This is a genomic window from Candidatus Saccharimonadales bacterium (assembly GCA_035758565.1).
Lineage (GTDB): Bacteria > Patescibacteriota > Saccharimonadia > Saccharimonadales > UBA10212 > DASTXL01.
This window is the reverse complement of sequence record DASTXL010000002.1, coordinates 213,841-229,475: the sequence shown is the minus strand read 5'-3', so window position 1 is coordinate 229,475 and position 15,635 is coordinate 213,841. Positions and strand designations below refer to the sequence as shown.

General features: G+C 48.8%; 23 protein-coding genes. 20 read left to right on the top strand and 3 right to left on the bottom strand.

The window, feature by feature from the left end:
- The first annotated feature begins 181 nt into the window (after positions 1–181).
- The 10 genes from VFT49_03750 to VFT49_03705 all read left to right on the top strand — a co-directional run bounded on the left by VFT49_03750 (position 182) and on the right by VFT49_03705 (position 6,678).
- Complete coding sequence (locus tag VFT49_03750; GenBank protein ID HEU5005171.1) at positions 182–832, top strand: Crp/Fnr family transcriptional regulator; 651 nt, start codon at positions 182–184, stop codon at positions 830–832.
- Positions 833–880: 48 nt separating this feature from the next.
- Complete coding sequence (locus VFT49_03745; protein ID HEU5005170.1) at positions 881–1,612, top strand: PH domain-containing protein; 732 nt, start codon at positions 881–883, stop codon at positions 1,610–1,612.
- Positions 1,613–2,030: 418 nt separating this feature from the next.
- Positions 2,031–2,582, top strand: a complete 552-nt coding sequence (locus tag VFT49_03740; GenBank protein HEU5005169.1) for a hypothetical protein — start codon at positions 2,031–2,033, stop codon at positions 2,580–2,582.
- A gap of 29 nt (positions 2,583–2,611) precedes the next feature.
- Complete coding sequence (locus VFT49_03735) at positions 2,612–3,025, top strand: NUDIX hydrolase (protein ID HEU5005168.1); 414 nt, start codon at positions 2,612–2,614, stop codon at positions 3,023–3,025.
- 11 nt (positions 3,026–3,036) lie between these two features.
- Positions 3,037–3,348, top strand: a complete 312-nt coding sequence (locus VFT49_03730; GenBank protein ID HEU5005167.1) for a YdeI/OmpD-associated family protein — start codon at positions 3,037–3,039, stop codon at positions 3,346–3,348.
- A gap of 57 nt (positions 3,349–3,405) precedes the next feature.
- Positions 3,406–3,735 carry a metalloregulator ArsR/SmtB family transcription factor gene (locus VFT49_03725; GenBank protein HEU5005166.1) on the top strand — a complete coding sequence of 110 codons (330 nt, stop codon included), beginning with the start codon at positions 3,406–3,408 and terminating at the stop codon, positions 3,733–3,735.
- A gap of 4 nt (positions 3,736–3,739) precedes the next feature.
- Entirely contained in the window at positions 3,740–4,198 is a 459-nt protein-coding gene (locus VFT49_03720; GenBank protein HEU5005165.1) for a VOC family protein, read from the top strand.
- 18 nt (positions 4,199–4,216) lie between these two features.
- The gene (locus tag VFT49_03715) at positions 4,217–4,693 is read left to right on the top strand and encodes an SRPBCC domain-containing protein (protein ID HEU5005164.1); all 477 of its coding nucleotides are present in this window, start codon (positions 4,217–4,219) and stop codon (positions 4,691–4,693) included.
- 376 nt (positions 4,694–5,069) lie between these two features.
- A complete protein-coding gene (locus VFT49_03710) occupies positions 5,070–5,993 on the top strand; it encodes a hypothetical protein (protein ID HEU5005163.1) in 924 nt (307 codons plus the stop codon).
- Between the two features lie 34 nt (positions 5,994–6,027).
- The gene (locus tag VFT49_03705; protein HEU5005162.1) at positions 6,028–6,678 is read left to right on the top strand and encodes a histidine phosphatase family protein; all 651 of its coding nucleotides are present in this window, start codon (positions 6,028–6,030) and stop codon (positions 6,676–6,678) included.
- Positions 6,679–6,681: 3 nt separating this feature from the next.
- Here VFT49_03705 and VFT49_03700 read toward each other — a convergent pair whose 3' ends face one another.
- Positions 6,682–6,840, bottom strand: coding sequence for a hypothetical protein (locus VFT49_03700; GenBank protein HEU5005161.1), 159 nt, complete (start codon positions 6,838–6,840; stop codon positions 6,682–6,684).
- A gap of 358 nt (positions 6,841–7,198) precedes the next feature.
- Complete coding sequence (locus VFT49_03695; GenBank protein ID HEU5005160.1) at positions 7,199–7,747, bottom strand: host-nuclease inhibitor Gam family protein; 549 nt, start codon at positions 7,745–7,747, stop codon at positions 7,199–7,201.
- Between the two features lie 331 nt (positions 7,748–8,078).
- Here VFT49_03695 and VFT49_03690 point away from each other — a divergent pair, with 331 nt between their 5' ends.
- From VFT49_03690 to VFT49_03665, 6 genes are all read left to right on the top strand, one after another.
- Positions 8,079–8,585 carry a hypothetical protein gene (locus tag VFT49_03690; GenBank protein HEU5005159.1) on the top strand — a complete coding sequence of 169 codons (507 nt, stop codon included), beginning with the start codon at positions 8,079–8,081 and terminating at the stop codon, positions 8,583–8,585.
- A 20-nt stretch (positions 8,586–8,605) separates the two neighbouring features.
- Complete coding sequence (gene idi, locus VFT49_03685; protein HEU5005158.1) at positions 8,606–9,154, top strand: isopentenyl-diphosphate Delta-isomerase; 549 nt, start codon at positions 8,606–8,608, stop codon at positions 9,152–9,154.
- A gap of 61 nt (positions 9,155–9,215) precedes the next feature.
- Positions 9,216–10,436 carry an MFS transporter gene (locus tag VFT49_03680; protein ID HEU5005157.1) on the top strand — a complete coding sequence of 407 codons (1,221 nt, stop codon included), beginning with the start codon at positions 9,216–9,218 and terminating at the stop codon, positions 10,434–10,436.
- Positions 10,437–10,504: 68 nt separating this feature from the next.
- Positions 10,505–10,654, top strand: coding sequence for a hypothetical protein (locus VFT49_03675; protein ID HEU5005156.1), 150 nt, complete (start codon positions 10,505–10,507; stop codon positions 10,652–10,654).
- A gap of 13 nt (positions 10,655–10,667) precedes the next feature.
- Complete coding sequence (locus VFT49_03670; GenBank protein ID HEU5005155.1) at positions 10,668–10,937, top strand: hypothetical protein; 270 nt, start codon at positions 10,668–10,670, stop codon at positions 10,935–10,937.
- Positions 10,938–10,947: 10 nt separating this feature from the next.
- Entirely contained in the window at positions 10,948–11,391 is a 444-nt protein-coding gene (locus tag VFT49_03665) for a hypothetical protein (protein ID HEU5005154.1), read from the top strand.
- A 248-nt stretch (positions 11,392–11,639) separates the two neighbouring features.
- Here the strand turns inward: VFT49_03665 and VFT49_03660 are convergent, their stop codons facing one another.
- The gene (locus tag VFT49_03660; protein HEU5005153.1) at positions 11,640–12,308 is read right to left on the bottom strand and encodes a phosphatase PAP2 family protein; all 669 of its coding nucleotides are present in this window, start codon (positions 12,306–12,308) and stop codon (positions 11,640–11,642) included.
- A 113-nt stretch (positions 12,309–12,421) separates the two neighbouring features.
- Between VFT49_03660 and VFT49_03655 the strand changes: the two genes are divergently transcribed.
- From VFT49_03655 to VFT49_03640, 4 genes are read left to right on the top strand one after another with little or no spacing between them, the layout of a single operon-like run.
- Entirely contained in the window at positions 12,422–12,652 is a 231-nt protein-coding gene (locus VFT49_03655; GenBank protein ID HEU5005152.1) for a hypothetical protein, read from the top strand.
- Positions 12,653–12,703: 51 nt separating this feature from the next.
- The gene (locus tag VFT49_03650; protein ID HEU5005151.1) at positions 12,704–13,156 is read left to right on the top strand and encodes a MarR family transcriptional regulator; all 453 of its coding nucleotides are present in this window, start codon (positions 12,704–12,706) and stop codon (positions 13,154–13,156) included.
- The gene (locus VFT49_03645) at positions 13,153–14,787 is read left to right on the top strand and encodes an MDR family MFS transporter (protein HEU5005150.1); all 1,635 of its coding nucleotides are present in this window, start codon (positions 13,153–13,155) and stop codon (positions 14,785–14,787) included. Before VFT49_03650 ends, VFT49_03645 begins: the two co-directional genes overlap by 4 nt.
- A 38-nt stretch (positions 14,788–14,825) precedes the next feature.
- Positions 14,826–15,635, top strand: coding sequence for a hypothetical protein (locus VFT49_03640; protein HEU5005149.1), 810 nt, complete (start codon positions 14,826–14,828; stop codon positions 15,633–15,635).

The window sequence follows — 15,635 nt, the reverse complement described above, 5'->3', positions numbered from 1 at the left end:
AGCGGGAGCCAGAAGAATATTTTTAAATGCTTATCAATCCCAGCTCAATTTTCCTGTGGCAATTGTCTACAGACCAGAACTAGCTTCTAAATTTCTGAATTGGTAGTGCTCTTATAGAGCGTGGGGTTTGTGCACGCAGGTGGCACTTGATTAATATCGACGCTGGCATATAGTCGTAATTATGGAGGCAGACACGCAAAACAAGATCGAACAGTTTTTTTCTAGCTACCCTTCCGCCGACTACAAGAAGGGCGAAGTGATCATTCAGGCTTATGACAGTCCCACAAAAATCATCCATCTTCTCGAAGGCCAAATAGAGCAATATGATATTTCGCCGGCTGGTGAAAAAGTTATTGTGAACATATTTAAGCCTCCCGCCTTCTTCCCAATGAGCTGGGCAATAGATAAAACAGAAAACGATTACTTTTTTGAGGCCGCTACCGATGCTTCCGTCAAATTAGCCCCACCAGACGATGTCCTAAAATTTTTAAAATCTAATCCGGACGTAATGCTTGATTTGCTAGCGCGCGTTTACTCCGGCGTCGATGGAGTCCTGCGGAGAATGGCGCACCTCATGGGCGGCACCGCCAATACACGGTTGCTCTATGAACTTATTAATCAAGCAAGGCGCTTTGGTCAAATTGAGGCTGATGGCAGAATTGTTTTAAAGCTAAATGAAAGAGAGCTAGCCAACCGAGCTGGCCTCACCAGAGAAACTGTTAGCCGAAGTCTAAGCAATTTAGGCAAAAGGGAGCTGATTATCAAAAACCGGCAAGAGCTTCAAATTCCCAATTTGGAGAAACTAGAGGAATTTCTAGGCAAAGATTTGTAAAAGCGTACGTGATTTAAGACATAGATAGCAACGTCTGCGATTCCCATAATGGCAGTGGGAGAAGATGTAGTGGCAAGCGCTCAAGCAAGACAAATCATATTTTTGCCGGATGAGGTGTCCATCGATATAGTCGAAGCTGTAAATAAAGGGTTAGACCGGCTTGGCAAAGTCAGCCTTCGTATAAACAACAGCGTGGCAAGAAAAAGACCTGCCCTTCAGTCCGTGAGTCCTTTACGCTACCGCAACCCACTTCGTGAAACACCCAAACAAAAAGCAGCAAGGATCAGGCACGAACTTTTGGATGCCGGCGTTACAGCCTACGGACTGCTCAAGTCCGAGAGCCGTTACCTGCCAAAAATACTTCACGACAACGAACATATCGAAGCCGCAATTTACGGCCAGCACGGACCCAACTCGGCCATGTTAATCGCTACGTCAGAAAGGATTGTCTACTTGGATAAAAAACCAATGGTCGAACTGTTCGACGAAGTCAGCTACGATGTCATCTCCGGAGTTGAGTTCGATGTCCACACGCTATTTGCGACCGTGATACTACATACACCCGTCAAAAACTATGATTTTAGATTTGTTAACCTTCACTGCGCCGAAAAATTCGCCAGACACATCGAACGGCAGCGCTTGGAGCATGAAAATAAACGCGAGCAACCTTCTTACGTACCAGCCCATACCATGGCAAAAAATGATATGGCGGGATATTCGTGGCTGCCAACCGAAGAAGATGAACGCCGGAGAGTTCAGAACGTCTTGGGAAGTCGTTAGCCAACCCCGACTAGATATATTAATCTTTCCAGAGAAAGAAAGTCCGTAAAAGCGATCTGTTGCCTTAAGGGATAACTTAGTATTCCAATGCTGTGTGGTCTTATCGGTTGAGAAACCTCAGATAGAAAGCTACGGCAACCAGCGCGATTCCGGCGTTTACCATTAGCCTGTACCAAAAGTGGTGTCTAAAAAACGCCATGTCCACGGCAATTATAACGGCCGCCATTATTAGTACAAAAATTATATGTGTTACGATTTTGTCCATTTTTAATCCCTGTTTTAAGAATATAGGCCTGAGATAGCTGCGGGTCAACTAAATCTGCCTGTATGAGCCTAGAACCTGCAAGCGATGTGGTAAAACTTACTGCCCAAACAAGTCAAGCCAGCTAAACTTTTAGCAAGACCACAGGAGGTCAAAATGGTACGCAAGACTAACTTGGACAGCGGCTCTCCTGAAGACGTAATTGATGTTTTTGAAGCTATCAAGCGGGCCGTAATGCGACGTGGACTTATTCGTCAAAAAACACCGGATAAAGATAAGTCCCGAGGCCAACCAAGTCCCAGGAAATTGATTGGCGTAGCGGTAAAGTCCCACGATATTCTGTTCAAGGCCAACACTGTTTTTCCTTTTACTTTGTTCCCGGATACAATCACCCTAGACCGCGAAAAACTAACCATCGCCACTCGCGCCTTCTTCAAGGTAGCTACAATTACCAGTACACCCATTCGAGACATCTTGAGCGTCGAAGCCAACGTCGGGCCGTTTTTTGGATCGGTGCGAATATCTTCGCGTTACTTTGTGGCCAACCCCTACTCGGTAAATTTTATGTGGCGGGGCGATGCCTTGCTGCTGCAAAGACTGCTACAGGGATATATTATCGCCCACGAACAGGAGATTGATTGCGCTGATATAGAAAAGGACCGGCTGATAATCCTGCTCAAAGATTTGGGCGTGGGCGACACCGGTTAGCCCGCCCGCCATGCTGCTATACTTTTTAGATGAACGAGCAGTGCTATTACCGGGTCAGCGTAAAAGCTTTACCCCTAGATGAAACCGGCCGCTTTTTATTATCAAAAGAAAGTAACGGCAAATGGGAACTATTGGGAGGTGGGCTCGACCACGGTGAGGATCCGATAGTCGGCCTTAAGCGTGAAGTTCACGAAGAAACCGGCTTAGTGGTTACCTATGTTTCGCCGTCGCCCAAATACTTTATTACCTCGCCCCGGCTAGAGCACGACTCTTATATAGCCAACGTCATTTACGAAGTGAAGCTCAAAGACCTCAACTTTACGCCTTCGGATGAGTGCGTTGAGCTGCGCTACTTCAGCGTCGACGAGGCCGCCAAAGAAGATTTATTTCCAAACGTACGCGAGTTTTTAAACCGCTTTGACATAAATCTTCATTTGAAATAAAAAGGAAGTATATGAGCAGCAAGACAATTTCTGGTGGTGTAGTACACGCTCTGCCATCTGATCTAGCCAAAGCCCTAGAAGCTGACGCACTGGCGCTGGAGCGCTGGGAAGATATCACGCCGCTGGCCCGCAACGAGTGGATCTGCTGGACAATAACGGTCAAGCAACAGAAGACCCGGGATGAGCACGTTAAGCGCGTGGTCTCCGAACTCAAAGACGGAATGCGCCGGCCATGCTGCTGGATTGGTTGCATCCACCGCACCGATAAGCCAATCAGTCCGTCGGTAAAGTGGGCCCTTTCTAAACAATCTAAGTCCAAATAATAAATTTGTTAATCCTTTCCTTGACTAAGAACCAGGCCTGATATATCATTCAACCATATGGTTGAATATACATTTCAATTAGACTCGGTTTTTGGCGCCTTGGCTGACCCAACTCGGCGCGATATTTTACGGCGCGTGGCCACAAAAGAACTATCGGTTGGCGAAGTCGCCGGTAATTATGAACTGTCTTTTGCCGCCATATCCAAGCACCTAAAGGTTTTAGAAAAAGCCAAAATGATTGTTAAGCGCCGCCACGGCAAGCAGCAATTTGTTGCCCTATCACCTTCCGCGCTAAAAAGTGCCGACGATTATTTAGAGTGGTATCGCAAGCTTTGGGAAGACCGGCTTGACGCGCTCGATAAGTATTTAAAAGAAGCGAAAGGATAAGCTTATGCCAAAAATAACGCCCTCTTTATGGTTCGACGACCAAGCCGAAGAAGCGGCTGAATTTTATACTTCGGTTTTTAAGAATTCTAAGATTTTAAAAACAACAAAATATACCAATGACTCTCCGTCGCATAAACCCATCGGCAGCGTACTGACTGTTTATTTTCAGCTTGACGGCCAAGATTTTGCGGCTATAAACGGCGGCCCTGAATTTAAGTTCAACGAATCAATATCATTTATGGTGCCGTGCGAAAACCAGGAAGAAATTGATTACTATTGGGAAAAGTTGTCGGCTGTTCCCGAGTCTGAAATTTGCGGCTGGTGCAAAGATAAATTCGGCGTCAGTTGGCAGATCGTGCCAAAAAATATTGCCGAGTTTTCTGAAAATCCGAAGGCTATGGCCGCTATCTTAAAGATGAAGAAGCTTGATATTAATGAACTTGAGCAAGCAGCAACAAATTAGTTTAAGAAAGGAGCCGTGATGGGAGCAGCAAAAGAAGTAGTGTTTGAACGGACTTATGACGCACCGGTTGAAAAGGTCTGGCAGGCCTGGACAAATCCGGAAGAACTCAAAAAATGGTGGGGGCCGAACAATGTGACCATACCTGAATGCGAAATAGAGCTTGAGGTCGGCGGCCGGTTTTACATAGTTATGGAAGCCGACGAGAGCATGGGCGAATACGCCGGTACCCGCTGGCCAATGGAGGCCAAGTTTACGGTCGTTGAGCCCAACTCTAAGCTGGTTTACGCTGCGAAGGCATACACCGAAGGCGACAAAGAAGCTACATTAATTGACCAAATTCAAGAACTCAGCTTCAACGAAGAAAACGGCAAAACCAAAATGACTCTAAAAGTCACCGTTAAGTCTGTTGGGCCAAAGGCTGGCGCCGCCATCGAAGGCATGAAGTACGGCTTTGCTCAGCAGTTCGACAAGTTAGAAAAATACCTGGCCGGCTAGTTTAGACCTAGCCACAACCAGCAAAAAGCCGCCTCGGGATCCGGGGCGGCTAAGGTATTCTGGCCTACTTTGGCAAGCCTTACCTAAAGTGGGGTAGAACTAGCTGGCGCGTACCTCCCGCGACATAGCTACTTGAACCTGCCTGTAAGATTTAGGACTTTTACTCAAGATTACCCCCTTTCTGTTTTTAAATTACGATTTAATTATACACCCCGCACTATCTAATTTGACTAGTCCGAAATGCCACAAAGTTATGCGTAAAATTTTAGCTGCCATGTCGTAACTTGGCTGACGGCCTTGTTGGCCGAACTCCCCTATCATTGGTAACTGTTAAGCAATGATCTAGCTTTAGACATCGAATTTTATAGGGGGAATTATGGTTTACACATTAGAAAAAGGAGTAGACAAACAAATAGGTCCTCGAGCGATTCGAGACGGCTCTCTAACTTTGCCGGTATTGTCGGCCACGGTTCTGGCCGCAGCCCTTTTAACATTTAGTATCAACAGCGCCAATGGACGTAACCCGCACATTGCCGTAGCGATGGCAGCGGCTCCGAATGCCGCAACCCTAACGCTGGGATCTAGTGCCGGAACCGGTAACCACGGCAGCTCTTCGTCAAAAAATAATAAAAATTCTGATCAGAAAGGCCCTGCAGTCCTGGCCGCCAAAACAGCGGAACGCGGTTCGGCTAATGGAAGTTTCTCAACCCAAAAGCCTAGCACCGGTACCCCGACGGATTCATCAACTTCGACAGCCAACCTAGCAAAAACCCCACCGCCCGCTGCGCCTATTCTAAGTCCTCTGCCCACTGCCGCACCGGTGCCAAAGACCAGTCTTCCGTCAGTTCCTTCTACCCCGCTCGTTACCACCAGCTTACCTCCAGAAACCACCGTTTCTACTCCAGCAATCACCGCAAATACTCCTGTGGGTTCGACGACCGTTCCGCCCGTTTCCGCTAGCACCAATCCGCCAATCGCGAGCGTACCTTCAGCAGCCGTCAAAACTCCGGTTGCCGAGATAACCACTCCGTCGGTGAATCTCAGCCCTACCGCCGGCAGGAATCAGCCGGTAGCGGCTGTAGGATCAGGCACAATTTCTACGCCCACTGTCCAAGTTACTGCGCCATCGGTCGAAGTAATACCGCCGTCGTTTAGTGCTAGCAATCCAGGAGCAAGCAGTAACGGCAGCACCCCGACAACATCTGCCACCTCGACTCCGAACACAGGCCTACCTTTGCCTGCCCCCAGCGCACAGATTGGCGGCCAAACTGTTAATGTCGGTGGCGCACTAAACTTATAGTCTCAGCACCTAAAGCTGGTATCATCTAGATAGGATGAGTAAAGAGACAAAAGTTGTCTACTTCGTACGGCACGGCCAAAGCGAAGACAATGTCGCGCCCGTATTTCAGGGGCTGGATTCGCCCCTTAGTGCCGTTGGACAAGCCCAAGCAAAAAAGATAGCGGCACGGGCAGCAAACCTGAAATTCGAAGCTATGCTAGCAAGCCCGCTCCCCCGCGCTCGACAAACTGCCGAAGCCATAGCAAGAGCTACCGGCAAGAATCCTGAATTTTCTGACCTATTCGTAGAACGAATTAAGCCAACCAGCGTCAATGGCAAGCCGTACACCGATCAGAAAGCCAATGATACCTGGCGGCAATGGACGGAAAGTCTGTATACGCCTGGCATGCGGGTTGAAGACGGCGAAAACTTTGACGATATAGTCAAGCGCGCAGATAGGGTATTGCAATTGCTAAAGCAAAGACCGGAACAAAGAATCTTAGTAGTCACCCATGGGCTCTTTTTGCGAACTTTAGTGGCGCGTGTTTTGCTCGGAGAAATTCTAGATGGGTCAAGTCTTCGGCATTTTCATAACATGACGAGCATGGACAACACGGCTTTGAGCGCCCTGCGTTACGAACCCGAATTCGAACAAGATCATGCTTGGCGGCTATGGATTTATAACGATCACGCCCACCTGGCTTAAAAACTAAAGCCGGGCGCTTAGCTCGCGGAGTTCCGGCAGCCACAAGGCCACATCGACTGCCAGCCAAATAAGGCCAATTTTGACGTGGTTGGTAGAGTCCGCCAGCCACAAGAAATTTATAACTACTAGTAAAAGTCCCGCCGCTAAAATTCGTCGTCCCATTTTACGAACCTCCTTTAAGGTTATTTTCACTATATGCCTAGACGCGCACAATTATCAAGCAGCGTAATAAATTTCATAGTGAGCTTAGATAGTTTTAGTTATGGTTATAAATGTAAACGTTGGGAGGCAAACATGGCAGACGAGAGCACAATGAAAAAGGTTGACGAGATGATTGAAAAGCAAGGCATTAGTCCAGACGCCGTCAGCAAAGAAGATAAACTGAAGCTAGCAGAAGATATTGAGGCTTAAGTAGATAGCGACCTTCCTCTAAAAGTAAAGAGCGGCTAATTCGAAAGCCGCTCTTTTGATTGTTCTTAAAGTGCAAAAGTTCCGGGCGGCTGAGCACCGCCCGGAACCGCTAGTCCTCCTTCAACTGGATCTTCTTACCACCGCTCGGCGGCAGGTAATAGATCCGTTCCTCCTGCTCCTCGAAGTTGATGCCGGGGATCGCCTCGGCTTCCTGGCGGTTGGCCTCGAGACCGAGTGCCTCGAGGTTGAGCTCCGGCTCGACCCGAAGGTACTTGCCGGCGATCTCGGGGCCGGCCTGTGCGAGCCAGGCGATCGCGGCCTTCTCGTCCTGAACCACCGGCTTGTCCGGCTGGCTGCGGAAGCTGATCTCGCCACCCGAGGGAAGCTTGGCCGTCTTGGTCGTGCCCGGGATCAGCTGCCTTCTCAGCTTCCTGGCTGAGCGCAACATGGCCGAATCGAGCCGCTTGATCTTGGCCTCAATCCGGCCGGTGGCCCGGCTGTACCGGCGCTTGACCTTCTCGAGCGCCCGCTCGAACTCCGCGATCAACGGCGCATAGAGCGCGTCGTTCTCGGCTTCCTTGCGGACCTGCTCATCGCGCTGGCGCGCATAGGCGTCCAGCTCGCCAACGGTCTTGGCCATTCTCAGGCGGGTTGCCATGCGGGATTCCTCCAATCGAGTCGAAGTGCGAAGATAGAATCTAGTAGACAAATTATGTTATTAATTCACTCCGCTAGCAAGCATGAGCGATATGAGGTGATATAGTTCGCAGAAAGTTTATCAGCCCTCAACTATGATGTAAGTCAGCTAGGAGGAGCCATGATTAGAGAACTTATTGAGCACCGACGCGAGCGCCGCGAAATTCGCAAGATTCTAAGCGAAGACAGTAAGGACTTTTGGTAAGCCGCCCGTTAGATAATTCACTGCCCGATTTACGGGTTTTGGTTAACCTTAAACTAAGAATAAAACTGCTTTATAAAGGAGGCAGTCTATGATTTATACCGCTAGTCACGGGGTGGATAAACAAATGAAGGCCCGATTATTCCGCGGCACCACCATAAGCCTGCCTTTGCTCGCCTTGTTGTTTTTGGTGATCGCAATTTTCTCGTTTAGCAGTAGGTATGGTGCCGGGCAAAACCCTTACATCCAGGCCAAACCAAAAAACTTGAGCACATCACTCAATTCCCAAAACAAGTCTGAATCAAAACCTTCGGCTAGTAATTCGAGTTCGTCTACCCCGCCGGCACCTACTGCGGCTGCGCCCACAATGAGCATTAATAGCTTGGGCTCAAACTTACCGTCATCAGATTTGAATGCCTCCCTGCCCACGGTTGGCGGTCTGGGCGGCGGCGAGGCAACCACTCCTCAAGCGCCCGTAACCAGCAGCTCACCGTCAGGCACCGGAACCGGCGTTAATATTGGAACAAGCGGTACCACGGTTTCGACTTGCGTCGATGCCTTAGGCAAACAGATCCTTTGCGCTCAACTCGATCCTTAAGATTTGTTATCATACCCTAAGTGAACGAAGAGATTGTTTTAGTCAACGACGAGGGGAAACCGATCGGGACAGCCCCCAAACTAGCAGCCCATACTGCAAATACGCCTCTGCACCTCGCTTTTTCTTGCTACTTATTTAACAAAAAGGGACAATTTTTACTTACCCAAAGAGCCTTGTCTAAAAAAGTTTGGCCTGGAGTTTGGACCAACAGCGTATGCGGCCACCCGGCACCTAACGAGGATATCAAGGCCGCCATCAGGCGGCGCGCTCAATACGAGCTCGGTCTGCCAGATGTTAAAGACTTGCGCCCGATTCTAGAAAACTACAGATACAAGACGCCTCCTTATAATGGGATTATAGAGAACGAGATTTGTCCGGTCTTTGTTGGCGCGGTGGATAGTGAACCGGCACCTAACCCGGACGAGGTCGAAGCTTACAAATGGGCAAGCTGGGATGAAGTAGATAGTCTTATAGCCAAAGATCCGGAAGCTTATTCTTACTGGTTCAAGGACCAACTGAAGCAATTGCATGGCCTGCTCGACCCCATTTACAGCCGAGTCGGCCGTTAGATTTATCACGGCCCGCAACTTGCCAAACCGGTAGTCTTAGATTCATTATAGGCTTTAGAATATGACAGATTCCGAACGTGACAGCACGCCCTTTTTAATGTTGCTCGGGATACCTAGCTTTGGGCTGACCTTTGCGGTAACGATTTTGACCGCTTTCTTACCAACCGAATTAACCGAACTAACTAGCCCGCTATTTATCGGTCTTATTATCGGCGCCGAGGGATTCTTTGGACTTTTTGCGCCGATTGTTTTTGGATTTTTATCGGACCGGGCCCGTACCGTAAGAGGCCGGTTCGAATATATGACGCCGGCCACCGCGGCTATAGCAGTGTCACTTGTCTTGATGGGCGTTTTTGAAAATCTTTGGATAATCGTACCTATGGTCGCGCTTTTTTATGTAGGATATTTTGCCTACCTTGCGCCCTACTGGGCCATTTATCCCGACCTTGTTTCCGATGAATCTGCTAGCCGATCAAGAAGTATAGAAGGTATTTTGCGCGTTGTCGGAGCTTTTATCGCCTTGCTGGCTGGCGGCTTTTTAATAACACTGTGGGAGCCGCTGCCTTTTGTTATATCGGCAGGACTAGTGGTTGCCGTTACCTTAACTTTGTTGGTCATGGTTCTTAAGCGGGCAGACCGGCCCATCCATCAACATGTCGAAACATTCGGCGAGTCAATGCGATATCTTCGCAGTTTTTTGGCGAACAATAAAGATATCAGAAATCTAGCCATTGCCAACTCTTTTTGGAATGCTACGCTGCAATCTATTCAAGCTTTTGTGGTTATTTTCTTTACCGAAGGTTTGCATCGCAGCACCCATTTTGTATCGGGCGTAATTTTTCCGGTAGCGGCCATAGGCATTCTGATCATGGCTCCTATTTCCGGCAAGATCGGCGAAAGGTTTGGCCACGTGAAATCCTTAAGTATCGCGGCAGCAATTTTCGGCTTTGGGTCACTTATTGCCGGTATTACCCAACAAAGCTGGGTGATTTTGGTAATACCGGTTGTTGCCGCAGCGGCCACTTTTACCATGATATTGCCTTACGCCACTCTAATGAAGTTGATTGGCAGCGACCGTCATGGCGCGGCCAGCGGCTTATTTGGCCTAAGCCGCGGTATAGGTTCGTTCCTTGGACCGCTGCTAACCGGCGTGGCCGTAATCAGTACGCGTGGAATTTTTAAGAGCACCAACGGCTATGCTGCGTTCTGGTGGGTGGCCGGTTTATTAACAATAGTTAGTTTATTTTTCGTAATTCGCATCCAAGAACCCCAAAAGAGTTAGTGTGGCATATACCACAGCGGTAAAAGCCCCTTGATGCCATACTTAGATTTGGCGTAAAGGAGGAGGTTATGAGCAAGCATAAATCCGCTGATGAGAAGTTGCACTCTTCTAGACCAAAACGAGCATCACTAAACTCTAGGCGGCTCACACCAACTAACCAGCAACAGCTTTCACCGGCGCCACCCAAAGGCACCAACTCTAATAACCAGTTTCGCTAGAAAGGAGGCTCTTATGATCGCAGTGGAAGAACTACCCAGCCTTGATGAGCTTCACAACTTGATTGACAGTGTTGCCAGCTATCCAGTTAATGCCGCGGCTTTAGCAGATCTAGCTACTGCCGAAGGAGCCGATCGACGGGTTATTGAATTTTACCGTAGTTTTCCACAAGACGAAGCTTTCGCGAATGCCGAGGATCTGACGGCCCGCAGTGAGCAAATCCAGATGATGAGCACCGAAGAACAAGATCAGCCTTGGGAAGTTTTACGTAGTCCGGAAGAATAAGGAGGTTTCAGTGGGCGATCTCGAAGTGCCGATTAAAAAGCGCCTATCGAGTTTGCAGCTCGACGGCTTATCGGACATTCTTAATTTCAGAAGCGATGCCGCTCCGGGGCTTATTGAAACTGAGCAGAGGGTTATAGAAACGGCCAGACAAAGCGGCCCGGATAAAGCCGAAGCCGTACTTAACACTTATAAAAAGATTGCCGAAGAGCAGCTAACCCAACAACTAGATATCTCTAGAAAGCAAGCGCCTGCACCGGTTTTGGAGCAAGAACTTAACAAAGCCCGCGGCGGCTTACTAATAAACATCGCCCGCATTTGGCGTGACGCCGGCGCGGTAGACAAGTGCATTGATGCTCTAGACCGGGCCATCGACTACGCCAAAAAGAATCGCTGGGCATCTATTGCTACTCGCCTAGAAAGCGAAAAGCATAAATTGACGCCTGCCAGCACTTAAAGCCAGCCTGTGACCTTTATTACAGCTCGTTAAATCATTTTTATTTACTCTTATATGAGTTAAAACGAAGGAGCTAAAATGGTACTAACTATAATCGCTATTTTGATAGTTTTATGGCTGCTCGGCTGGCTGGTGCTTAACCTAGGTGCCTTCATTCATATCTTACTAATTGTTGCCTTGATCGGCCTTGTTTGGCACCTAGTTACTGCAAGCCATCGAAGGGTTTAGCCCATTCTTTGGGCTTTGAGTTAAAATTTGTTCTTAACCAGAAGTTTACTTGACCCGAGGTGCAGTTTCTGCAACCACTCCTGTGGCAATATCTCCAAAAAGCAGACGGCAGCCAAGCCAATAGAAAAACCGCCAATAATATCATTGGGTGTGTGGACGCCGAGGTAGAGGCGTGAAACGCCAACAATCAAAATCCAGACTACGCTTAACCATCGCCAGCGGCGAGGCAGTACTAACCAAAGCGTCAAGGCCATTGCCGTGGTAACTGTTACGTGGCCTGACGGAAAACCGTTAAGACCATTTTCTACTGCCCTTAAGTGCAGGTTATTGCCGTGAAGTAAGGCTGCTGGGCGCGGTTCTTTAGTGACTTGTTTGGCAATTTCCATCACCACTCCAGCACCACCGATGGTTATAAAGAAACGCCAGGCCAATCGATAATATTTTAAGATGAGTGATACCAAAATACAGGCCGCAATAGCATAACCAGCGCCCAAGCCTTCGGTTATCCAGAGGGCTGGGGTCTTTAGAGAATCAGACCAATTATTAACATCATGAAATACTGTCAACTGAAAGCCGGTCAGACTATGATGCTTGGCAATCACCAGACTGGGCACAAAAATTATAAGTCCAACAATAAAGCCTATCAGATAGTTCCGCTTGTTATTCCTGTCTTTGCTGGCGGCATCCATATCGCTTAAGTATACGTTTGTCGTGCCACGCTAGCAAATGCCATCCAGGCCTATAACGCTTAAGTCTTCTCGTGTTACAATTTAAGATATTAATAAAGGACACTTAGCTAATTATGGAACCACAAACTCCTCCAACTCCACCAGCAGACGCTCCGGCGCCAACACCACCAACTCCACCAGCGGAGCCAACTCCAGGTGCACCAGCACCCGCCGGTGGTCCAACTCCACCAGCAGACGGCCCAGCCCCTAAACAACCAGCAGGTAAAAGTAACCGCACCCTGCTAGTCGTTGGTCTGGTTGTCGTAGTGGTAGTCGTAGTCGTTGCCTACTTCCTGACAAAGTAGTTGACACGAATAGTTTAGCTGCTAAAGTATTAAGTAGCTAAACTATTTTTTATGGACAAAGAAGATCAGATTCAAGAGATACTTGAAAATTCCCACCGTCTAAAGCACTTGGCCTTGGCCGAGCGCAAGACTGGTTCTTTACTTTTGTCTAGAGCTCAATTAGAGCTACTTCACCTGCTCTTCTTTCATGAAAAACTTAGCGTTAAGCAAGCTGCCGACTACTTGGGTGTAAGTTTGAGCGCCATCTCGCAACTGGCTGATCCCCTCAAAAACGATGGCTTCATTGCTCGCGAGCAAGATCAAAAAGATCGTCGCATTGTCTACTTGAGTCTGAGCATCAAGGGTAAGGAATCTGTTAAAAATCTTCGCGACGATCTTGTGAGCGGTATGCGAGCTATGATTGGAACGCTCAGCAATGAAGACATCGGCAAGCTTAATGCGATTTATAAAAAAATGGTGGCGAACGCTACAAGGCTAAAGAACCAAAAAGAAAGGCAAGAATGATAAAAAAATTAACTAAAAAACTAAGTTCGGCAACGGCCGCGCCGGCGCCCCAGGATTTGCACGGCGAGCGCAGCCATTCCGAGATCATGGTAGTCATGACCTCGCTAATGCTAGTTATGCTGTTAGCTGCTCTTGACCAGACTATCGTTTCTACGGCCTTGCCAAAGATAGCCACCGATTTAAACGGCCTCAATAAATATTCTTGGGTAGCCACTTCTTATCTACTAACTAGCGCAATCGTTACTCCAATTTACGGTAAGATCGGCGACCTCTTGGGCCGCAAAAAGATTTTCCAGACGGCTATTATTATCTTTTTGGTTGGCTCGGCCCTGTGTGGCCTAGCCCGAAACATGGACCAGCTGGTGGCTTTCCGAGCCTTGCAGGGCATCGGCGCCGGCGGACTAATGAGCCTGATTCTCGCGATTATTGGCGATGTTATTCCGCCCCGGCAACGTGGCCGTTACCAAGGTTATTTTGGCGGCGTTTTTGGTGTCGCGAGCGTCATTGGGCCGCTGCTTGGCGGCTTCTTTGCCGACGCCCACTCTATCTTTGGCGTCGCCGGATGGCGCTGGATTTTCTATATCAACTTGCCAATCGGCATAGTTGCTCTGTCGGCCGTCGCTTCTCGCTTACACTTGCCGGCCATTCGACGCGAACACAAAATTGACTACGCTGGCGCTGCCATGATGAGCATATCGGTCATTAGCTTGATATTAGTAACTGTTTGGGCAGGCGTAACTTACGCTTGGAGCAGTCCGCAAATAATCAGTTTGCTGGCTAGCACCATCGTTTTTGGAGCACTGTTCGCCTGGCACGAACGCCGAGCCGAAGAACCGTTAATACCAATGCATCTGTTCAAGAATGATATCTTCTCGGTGTCGGTAATACTATCTTTGCTTACCGGTTTGGCCATGTTCGCTGCCATTCTCTACATTCCTCAGTACCAGCAAGTTGTTCGCGGCTACTCACCAACCAAGTCCGGCCTCTACACCATTCCGCTAGTTATTGGAATGCTGACAGCGTCCATAACTTCTGGCCGTTTGATCACCAAGTTCGGTCGCTATAAGCCGTTTCCGATCTTTGGCACTTTGATGCTGGTTCTTGGCATGTGGCTGTTCAGTCACGTTAGCCTAACCACCAGCGCGCTGGCTTTATCGGCCTGGATGGTGGTTATCGGTCTTGGCCTCGGATCGTTTATGCAAGTTGCCACGCTGGCCGTTCAAAACTCGGTGGAGCGATCGCAAATGGGTACGGCAACCTCCAGTACTACCTTCTTTCGTAGTATCGGCAGTAGTTTGGGCGGTGCGATTTTTGGTACAGTTCTCATCTCCAGACTAACTCATCATCTAAGTCAAAACTTGCCCGCTGCGTCGGCCAGCCAGATTTCGACCCAGAATATCACCACGGGCGGAACGTCTCAGCTAGCCCACCTGCCTCCGCAGGTTCAGCACGACGTTTTGCAGGCCTTTGTCAGCTCTTTCCACGATATGTTCTTGATCGGTATCCCGTTTGCGCTGGCTGCATTCATCACTGCTCTGTTTTTGCGCGAAGCGCCTTTGCGCGGCAGTAACGCAGTCGAACCCAAAGAAGAAGCCCAGGACGTCCGCGCCCACACTCCTGTTGAATTTTAGAATTTGCGGGTCTATAGTGGCCTTAAATAGGAGGCCCTATGGGAAAAGGTTTAGAAGATATTTGGGGTGGGGCCAAGCAAAAAACAGCTGAATCAGAAGAAGCGGCTAGGATAGCCAGAGAAGCTGCTGATGCAGCCAGGGCCGAGTCCCGGACTGAAATTGCCGAGATGCAGCGCCAAATTATAGCCGGCGAAGGCGGCACCGGCAATCCGCTACATGACGGCATCATTGCTCTTTACGGCGAGAAGACTAATTCTAAAGTGGTAGAGCGCTATGAGCGAATAGCTAGCGAGCTTGCTGAAGTAGAGAGCGACGATTTGGTTGTCTTAATCAGACGGTTCATCGAATCCTCTGGCTGCTCCGGCTTTGGCGGCCACCTTAGCTATTCTTTAAAAACCGCTACGACGGTGGGCCAGCTTGGCAAAAAGCATGAGATAGAGTTTGACTACGAGGCAAAAACCGCCAGACTGCCGGTGGCTAAGCAGATTCAAGATAGCGACAGAGATTTCGGCGGAGAACCCCTGGTATCATCAGAGCCGATAGCAGTTGATGGTTTTGGTTATATGGAAACAATGTATGGTTTTTGTCTTGGGCAGCTGCTTGACTCACCCTTAAGACCCCACTTTGATGAGCACGTTGAGTTGCCTTTTGGAATGAGCAACCCCGTATTCGAGCTTGAGATTTTGGTCGGTCGAGAGAATATTCGTCAGTGGCTAGCCGGTACCGAAGATAATCTAGCTCGGGACTACGACTTCGGTAATTTGCGCCGTCTATCCAAAGCCTTAGGCGTGAAGACCATTGAGCCGGCGACACATTGGCAAGAGATTAACGTCAATCACGAACGCTAA